Here is an 8,969-nt window from a genome sequence, read left to right as displayed (position 1 = left end):
TGCTGAAGATGAACGGCAAATACGCGGAAGCCAAGCAGCAACTGGAAGCCTATGCCCAGGCAACCGGAAACCGGGACCGGGTAGCGCTGGAAATCGCGGGCTGCGACTCGGCAGTCGTATGGATGGCTGACCCGACCGTGCACAAGCTGAACAATGAAGCGATCAACACCTCGTTGTCCGAATTTTCGGTTTTTCCGGCTGGAAACAAGGTCTATTACGCCGGTGAGCCGGATAACCGGATGCGGGGTGTGGATACGCATGGCTGGACGGGCAATTCATTCCTGCGGGTGTACACGGCGGATCGCCGTGCGGATAACGCGCTCTCGAATGCGGTGATGGCTGTTGAGGGTATTAACCAGACGCCTTACCACACCGGCCCGGTAGCTGCCGATAGCAACGGGACGACATTGTATGTGACACGGACTTATCCAGGAAAGCAGGGCGGGGTAAGCAGGGAAAGCCGGAGGAAATACCGAACCAATAAACTCGAACTTTATAGCTATACGCAGGGGGAAGGGGGCGAGTGGCTGGCCGAACCGTTTGCGTACAACAATGTGAGGGAATACTCGGTGGGCCATGCGGCGCTGAGCAACGATGGCAGTACGCTGTATTTCGTCAGTGACATGCCCGGGGGACACGGCGGCACGGACATCTGGTACAGCGAGCGGCAGGCGGACGGCAGCTGGGGCGCACCGGTAAACGCGGGCGGCGTGGTCAACAGCGCGGGTGATGAGCTGTTCCCGAACATGGGGCCGGACGGCACGCTGTATTATTCGAGTGACGGCTTTGCGGGGATGGGTGGGCTGGATGTGTTCCGGTCAACGGGCAGCAGGGGCGAGTGGACCACCCCGCGCAACCTACGGTATCCGGTGAATTCTCCGGGTGACGATTTTGCGTATGTCACGACCTACGAAGGGGAGGAAGGCATGGCGGGTTACCTCTCATCGAACCGCAAAGGCGGCAGGGGCGGCGACGACATCTATTCGTTTACCTACGCGCAGCCGAAGATTGTCCTTGTACTGCGCGGCACAACTTCGGATAAGCGCACGGGCGAACGCCTGTCGGCCGCATCGGTGACCTTGTATGACGGCAGCCGGGAAATCGTGGCGAAGAAGAGCAGCGACGGATCAGGTGCCTTTGCATTCGTGCTGGAAAGGGACAGGAGCTATACGGTGCTGGGGCAGAAGGAGAGGTACCATGCGGATTCTGCGAAGGTGAGCACGGCGGGCATGACGCGGTCGGATACCCTGGAGGTGGCGCTGCTGCTGGAGCCGGTTTTCGAACCGGGGAAGACCTTTGAGCTGGAGCACATCTATTATGACTTTGACAAGCACGACATCCGCCGGGACGCGGCGGCCGTATTGGACGAGCTTGTCCGTACGATGCGCGACAATCCGACGCTGAAGATCGAGCTGTCAAGCCATACCGACAGCCGGGGCAGCGACGCCTACAACCTGGCGCTGTCGCAGCGGCGGGCGCAGGCGGCTGTGGACTACCTGGTAGGCCGGGGCATCGCCAGGGAGCGGATGGTGGCGCGAGGGTATGGGGAGACGAGGCTGGTGAACGGCTGCGGCAACGGGGTGCCTTGCAGCAGCGAGCAGCACCAGGCAAACCGGCGCACGGAGGTTACTGTATTGGAGTATTGAAGCATAGTTGAACATGGACCGGATTAAACAGCTGCTGTCTCCGGACAGCGAATTGATTTTTATCGTCATGCAGCCGGAACCGGCGGTCATGACGGCATTCGAAAGCAACCTGGGGCTCGTGGCTTTTGGGGAAACCCTGGCCGAACTGAAGCAGGCGATCAGGGAGCGGGTGTTGCAATTTTTTGATGGGGAGTATAAAGGCCGGATCTGTATAAGGCAGTTTCACGACATTGTTTTGGATTAAACCGGCTCTTTATGGCAATAAAAATGGCAGGGAATTAGCAAATTTTCATTTGGGGCTGCGATGTTTGTGAAAAATCACAATATTTGTGAACAAAATGAACAGCAGGTTGCAGCGCTGCTGCCGGCAATCGAATTAGCTAGTTTAGCCCGAAATGAGAAAATTTTTATCCTATTCCATTATTTATTCCATTACCATTATACAGGCGCTTAGCCAAACCAATGAAGATGAAAATTTTAATCGAGCTTTCATGCATATTTATATGTACACTGCCAGCGAAGATATCAATAAAGCCCTGCGGGCAGCGGACTCGCTTCACCGGACGGCGGTAAACGACGTGCAGGAGATTCGTTCGTTGATGCTGATATCCGACATGCATCATCGGCAGGCGAACAGGGATTCCGCGATTCATTACGCCATTAAAGCTGAAAAAATAGCTGACCGGACAGCGAACTACAGCTGGCAAGCACGGATATGTGGTGTGCTGTCTACGCAGCACCGGGAAACCGGCTTGTCCAGCGCGGGGAAGCAATATATAAAAAAGGGGCTGGAAATCATTGAACGGGTCGATAATCCTGAATTTGTGAATCAGTTCAAGGGACAGTGCTTTCAGGAGTTGGGTTTTTATGCACTGGAAGAAAAAGATTACACCGAAGCAATAACGTATTTTGTGCAGGCGGAACCATTTTTTACCAAGCTTGCTGACAGTGTGGTCAGGCATGTGGCATTGGCGCAAAATGATGAGCGGCTGGGTTTATGTTATCTCGGGTTGGAAGCTATCGATTCGGCTGCGTTTTACTATAAGCGCGCTTTGGCGCACGAAAGCCGGGCTTCGGAAGCGGATACGCCCGTAAAAGGCTTTATTTATGATGGATTGGGCCAGATATACTTGGCCCAGGAGCGGTATGAACAAGCTGATTCCTGTTTCCAGCGCGCGCTGGCTATTGCCGAGGCAAGTGATTTCCCGAATCTCAAAATGCGTGTGTACAAAGACCTCGCGCAGTATTATCGACTTACGGGTGATAATGAGGGATACCAGCGGTACAACGAAAAATACCTGAAAGAGGCGGAAAACGATATCGCCAAACACAAAAAATACGCAGATAATATGTTTGCAAATGTGCAGCGCCAAGTACTGGAAATAGCGTCTGCCAATAAAGCGATTGGTGCCGGTGCGGTAGCCGGCGTGGCGCTCGCTGGATTAGGAATAGGCATATACATTCGCAAGCAGCGTAAAGACCGACAGCGCTATAGGGATATTATCAATAAGCTCAGAAGGGAGCGGATGCTGGCATTGGCGGATGGACGCATGGCAGAAGCCGAAGCTCCGGCTGACCGCGATCGGGACCCCATGCCCGAAAGCACCAAACAAGAGCTGTTGAAGAAACTGGAGCGCTTTGAATCTTCCCAGCAGTTTACCGATAGGAATATTTCGATTGCCGTGTTGGCCGGAAAGATGAAAACCAATACCAAATACTTGTCTTATATCATCAACAATTACCGCAACAAGGATTTCAATAGCTACATCAACGAACTGCGGATTAATTACATCATTTCAAAAATGGGAGCGGATAGCCGCTACCTTCATTACAAAATAAGCTACCTGGCGGAGGAATGCGGTTTTGCGACCCACAGCCAGTTTACCACGGTATTCAGAAACATCACCGGATTGTCGCCCTCAACGTTTATGGCTTATCATAAAAGGGAACAGGGAATCAAGGATCCGGCCTATATCAACTGATAAACGTATTTATAACTAAGTGCTGTATACTGTTGATAATCAGTAGATTTATGGGTGTTTTTCGCTTGTTGTATTCGGTAATATGATAAGTTAAACAGTTTAAAGTGTGGCTTGTGCGCCGTAGTTTTGGCGTGCCTTGCTAACACGATATTAATTACATGAACGGTCTATTTGCAAACGCTGTGCTAATTTATACGTTGTTATCTTGCGGCGCTTTACTGATCGCATTTTTCAACTACCGTGCCCAACCTCGCCGCTATGTGGTGGTCGGTTTCTGGGCTATCTGCGCACACATTGTTTACAAACTGATGTGGCTGGCATTGATTGACGGGCAACAGTATGAAATGCCGATACCTCTTGGACTGATATACCCGGTGTTGCTGTATCTTTTTGCCCATGCGCACTACCGATCGGCAGAAGTGGCTTCACCGATGCGGTTAGCGCTGTTGTTTTTGCCGTTTTCCTTGCACGTGGTGTTGTTTGCCGTCGCTTCGATGCAGCCGGTGGCGAGCGGATGGGCAATGGGGTATTCGACGTGTTATTATGGCGCGTGCCTGCTGTCGTTATTGACCTATGCAATCCTTATCGTCAGGCTGTACAGCCGTGCAGACGGACCGTCCACAGCAACCGATATCCTGATTCGCCAGTTGACGGTATTGTGTTTCGGATTGGCTATTCTGACCTATGTTATGTTATATGAAATCCTTGTCGGAGTCAGCAGTATCGGTTTTGAAGCCAGACCGATGGTATATTTCTTTTTGGCTATTGGGTTTGCGCTGGTACTGAAATACTGGTGGACCGAAGGGGCCGGCAAGGCGGTTGATGACGAGAAGTTGGCGGCCGCATCGGGTGAGCAAAAGCAGGCCGATTTGCCGACACCAAAACTGCCCCGGGCGTTAGAACAGCACATTATCGATGTCGTTGAACGGGAGCTTATTCAATCCAAACTTTTCTTAAATCCGGATGTTTCACTGGATATGCTCTCACAACATACAGCAATACCCCGCCATCAACTGACACAAGTATTCAACAGGCACTATCAAAAGGCCTTTTACCAGTTTATCGCTGCTGCCAGGATCGAATATTCGTTGGTCCGGATTTCGGAGATGGGTGATACCATGACGTTGGATTCCCTTTCTTATGAATGCGGTTTCAATTCGAAAACGTCATTCAATAGGTATTTCAAGGCTTATACAGGCATGACGCCCTCCGAGTACCGTGCGTTTTGTGGCCAAATGTTATGCGTGCTGCGGTGATGCCTTCTTATATCTTGGTCGCGGTCATCTGCGTATCGTTGTTGTCCGTCTATATCAGTGTCCGGGCAGGGCTCCGCTCGCCAATGGAGCGCTATATCCGTTGTTTTTTGGGGTATTTGGCGTTGCACGCCACCCATGCATGGCTGGTACGTATCTATTTTCCTGATAACTTGCGGTTGGATTATCTGGCGCCTTACGGCTTATTGTATGGCCCGTCTTTATACTTTGCCTATCAGGTCGCCGCTGGCCTGCCGTTGAAAATGCGGCACGTTTTGCCGCATACACTTCCCTTCTTTGTCTTTCTGGTTTGTTATTTGCTTTGGCTGGCTTTCCCTTCATGGGGAGCGGCACATGCGCGTGTTTTGGGGCTAAGCCTCTATGGAACGTTATCGCTTTCTTTCCTGCTGTACGCGATATGGGCGTTGTTTTTCCGGCGGGCAAGCCCGGATGCCGAACGCAATGAAGACATCCGGATGGTTTCGGTGATGGCCATGGTGCTCGCGTTTATCGCGGTCGTGTTTCTGGTATTTACCTACTCCGGTTTTTCCAATGGATATTTCCGCTCGCGTTTTCAGGGGTCTATTATCTTTTTGACGATGCTAAGCGCCACTATGATTCTGTTTGCCAACATCATTAGGCGGCTTGTCGCCAGGCCGGACACCGCTCATGAAGAAATCGATCCCATTCCGGAGGATGAAATACGGCGACCTGCGGATACGGAAGATACGCAAGGCGACGGGCGATATCAGAAATCCGCTATTTCGCCGGAATTGCTGGACGCATACGAGGGCGAGCTGCGGCAACTGATGAAAGAAAAACAGGTGTATTTGGATGACGGCCTGTCATTGGCCACACTGGCACAGCTGCTGAAGATACCCAAACATCACTTGTCTCAGGTGTTTTCCATCCGAATAGGCAAGAATTTCAACACCTATATCAATGAGCATCGGATAAACCATTCGATCATGCTGATGCGATCGCACCCCGAAATGACCATTGCGGAAATTTTCTTTAACAGCGGTTTTACGGCGAAGGCTTCGTTCAACCGATACTTCAAACAATTCCACGGCTGCACGCCAACGGAATACCGAAGCCGGATCGCCGCAAAATAGATCACTCAGGTGATCTACGGATACAAGTTTGCCCGATTAAAGCTTCCTGTATTGTGCCGGCACTGTAAACCGCTCAGAAACAGCGGCAAACATGCAGTATCAAATGATTGGATAGATTGACATCCCAAGCACGTGATACTTTTTTTTGGGTAATTAGCCGCAAGTTTGTGCCGCTGAAACTACGATATGAGAAACGTCTACCTACATCTTTGCTTTGTTTTCTGCCTTATCTTTCCGTTTATCAGCCAAGCCGAAAATGGTGATGAACACATGGTGCTCGGCATGGGTATTCCGTTTAATTACCCCTTCGACCGGACCGTAAAGTGGCATATCAAGGAACTGGCGAGCGGCGCCGTATTGAAGCATGGCATGGGGCCGATTCGCAAGCTGCTTTTCGAAGTCCCCGGTACGTATCAGATCACTATCGAAGAAGAACTGAATTACGATCCGCTAACCTGCAATCACCCGCAATATCCGGAAGAGATGACGATTGAGGTCAGCCCTTTCCACATGGAATTTGATTTTTCAACCGTTCGCCTGTCCGATGAAATCGTCGGTGGGCATCCGGTCGATGGGCAGACGCTTTCCATCGATGTTACGTTCACCGCTTACGGGCAGGACTCGTTGGCCTGCGAGATTCAGCCTTTTACGTCTTCCGGGGTAGGAACGACCATTGTCGGTGTGCCCGTACACCGCGAGGTGACCTTGTATCCCGGCGTCAACACGATCACCTATCGGCTGAGCGGGCAGGCCCGCAGCAATAGCTACCTTATGTTCGATTTCGTCGATATCAATAACCAAGTCCAAGTATACGGCCTTCCACAAAAAATTAAATAGCATAACCATCGCATATGATTAACATAAATACACTTCGTTTCAAGTCTTTTTGGATTGCATTAACAGGAACACTGGTCATGCTGGTGTCCGCACATTCGGTATCAGCTCAGGGCGGCTGTGGTTTTGTGGTAGGGCAGGGATGCCCGGGTACGGATTATGCCAATTTTGGGATGAACTCCAATAGTGATGCAGCGACTATCGAGTATGACAATTTTGTGGCCGCATTCCATTCAACGGCGGTCCGTACCAATGATGGCACATATAAGGTATGGGGGCAGAATATGGCCAATGACGGTGTGGGAAATCAATTGTCACCGACCGATCTGAACAGCACAAATTATCCCGCATTGACGGGCACAGTGCTGAAAGTGACCATGGGAAGCAATAGTACTAATCACCAAGCCATTGCCTTAACGACCGATGGGCTGTTTGCGTGGGGGGCGGTAAGTAACATCATCCTGAGTAGTGCGATTACGGGGACTAACGCATCAGACCGCGCGCTGAAAAGAATCACGGTGGATGGAAACCCCACGGGGCTTCCGCATGGTGTAAACCCAACCGATGTAAAGATGTTGTTCGGCACACGGGGTACATTGGCGGTCGTCACGTGTTCAGGCGATGTTTGGATACTTTCTCAGCAGGCCGAAAATCGGGGAAATGGAGGCGCAGGTAGTGCAACGCAATGGGCACGTGTGGAAACGGACGAAGCAGGAAATCCATTGCTGAACGACGTCGTGGTGGTGCGGGGTTTCTATACTGGAATGGTAGCGCTGAAGCGGGACGGTACCGTTTGGACTTGGGGGTCCAGCACATATTTGGGTAACAATACTGCTGCTGTACAACGAACCAGGGCTACCCAAATGGAGCTGCCTCCGGCTGCCGGATCCATCAAAATGATCGGGATGACAGGTAGTAACAGCGGCCCTTCGAGCTACTATGTATTGTATGCTGATGGCAATTTATATGCACTGGGAGGCAACAACAACGGTCAATTGGGCGATTGGTCGACAACCGCGCGGACAGGTTGGGTGCAACCGCGCTATAATTCGAGTTCTGGCCCTGTAATGGACAATATTCATTGGATATCGCCACAGGAACATGATCACCAGTATGGGTCGGTAAACGTGTTGACCAGTTCGTCTGGAATTTATAATTGGGGAAGTAGCAACAACAGTATGCTTGGACGCGGATCGGCAAACGTGAATCCGGGTATACCTAATGGTATAGCTGGAGGAGATGAAATCCTGGCCGTTGAAACCGGTGGGCATACCACCATGTTGGTGAAGAAGTGTGAGTCGAGATTTGGATATGTGGGGCATCGCATCGCCGGAAGTATGGGAGATGGGACAAACGCTTCCGATACACAAACCACCTTCACTTTTGAAACGGCCGAAGTACAAATCTGCGGCGCCGCATCATTGCCCGAAATCGACGCCGTTGAAATCGGCGGCGGAACCATTTATTACGGATCGAACAACCGGTTTTGTAATGGTTCGTCCATCGAGCTTATCGCAGATGTGCCGGGAGGTGTATTTACGGTAGTAAGTGGCCTGGCGACGTTATCGGGGCCTGATAACAATGTACTGACGTTTATCGGTACTGGAAATACGTCCGTTGTGGTTAGTTACACGGTGGACGGGGATTGTGGTGTAGTTACCTCCCAACGTACCTTTCTCACAGAAGACTGTACTGCGGAACTCACGTTGGAAAAATCGGGTGTTTTCAATGATGATGGTGCCGGGGCCCATGCGGGCGACGGTATTGCACAGGTGGGCGAAACAATTACGTATACCTTTACTTTGACGAATACAGGCAATTATTGGGTAGATAATTTGTCCATTGCCGATCCATTGTTTCAGGCTCCTAATCCGACGGCGGCCATCACATTGGATTTCGGTGATGCGGAACAGGATGGTGTATTGCAGCCTGGTGAATATGCAACGGCTACAGTGACCTATACCATTACCCAGGCTGACATTGACGGCGGCGGCGTATATAACCGGGCAACGGCCACAGGTGATTATACGGATGCGGGAGGTAATGAATTGCAGGTAAGCGATGAATCGAGTGATCCGAATCCGCTAAGCCCGGGCGATCCGGGTTATGATGCCGATCGGCCTGAACATACTTATACGC

General features: G+C 51.2%; 7 protein-coding genes. All 7 read left to right on the top strand.

Translation table 11 applies throughout. The features are described 5' to 3' along the window. Positions 1–1,646: OmpA family protein (locus JHJ32_RS22210; protein WP_233632808.1), on the top strand; the 1,646-nt coding region annotated here is incomplete at its 5' end. Between the two features lie 13 nt (positions 1,647–1,659). Further along, positions 1,660–1,890, top strand: a complete 231-nt coding sequence (locus tag JHJ32_RS22205; RefSeq protein ID WP_200122851.1) for a hypothetical protein — start codon at positions 1,660–1,662, stop codon at positions 1,888–1,890. Between the two features lie 151 nt (positions 1,891–2,041). Next, complete coding sequence (locus JHJ32_RS22200) at positions 2,042–3,628, top strand: AraC family transcriptional regulator (RefSeq protein ID WP_200122849.1); 1,587 nt, start codon at positions 2,042–2,044, stop codon at positions 3,626–3,628. 158 nt (positions 3,629–3,786) lie between these two features. Then, positions 3,787–4,884, top strand: coding sequence for an AraC family transcriptional regulator (locus tag JHJ32_RS22195; RefSeq protein ID WP_200122847.1), 1,098 nt, complete (start codon positions 3,787–3,789; stop codon positions 4,882–4,884). Continuing rightward, a complete protein-coding gene (locus tag JHJ32_RS22190; RefSeq protein WP_233632807.1) occupies positions 4,884–5,996 on the top strand; it encodes an AraC family transcriptional regulator in 1,113 nt (370 codons plus the stop codon). Before JHJ32_RS22195 ends, JHJ32_RS22190 begins: the two co-directional genes overlap by 1 nt. A 186-nt stretch (positions 5,997–6,182) precedes the next feature. Next, positions 6,183–6,833 carry a hypothetical protein gene (locus JHJ32_RS22185; RefSeq protein WP_200122843.1) on the top strand — a complete coding sequence of 217 codons (651 nt, stop codon included), beginning with the start codon at positions 6,183–6,185 and terminating at the stop codon, positions 6,831–6,833. A gap of 14 nt (positions 6,834–6,847) precedes the next feature. Beyond that, on the top strand, positions 6,848–8,969 hold a 2,122-nt coding region (locus tag JHJ32_RS22180; RefSeq protein WP_200122841.1), incomplete at its 3' end, for a hypothetical protein.

The organism is Parapedobacter sp. ISTM3, from assembly GCF_016533505.1.
In the GTDB taxonomy this organism is placed as follows: Bacteria; Bacteroidota; Bacteroidia; order Sphingobacteriales; family Sphingobacteriaceae; genus Parapedobacter; species Parapedobacter luteus.
The sequence above is the reverse complement of the archived record's forward strand: the minus strand, read 5'-3'. Positions and strand labels throughout refer to the sequence as shown.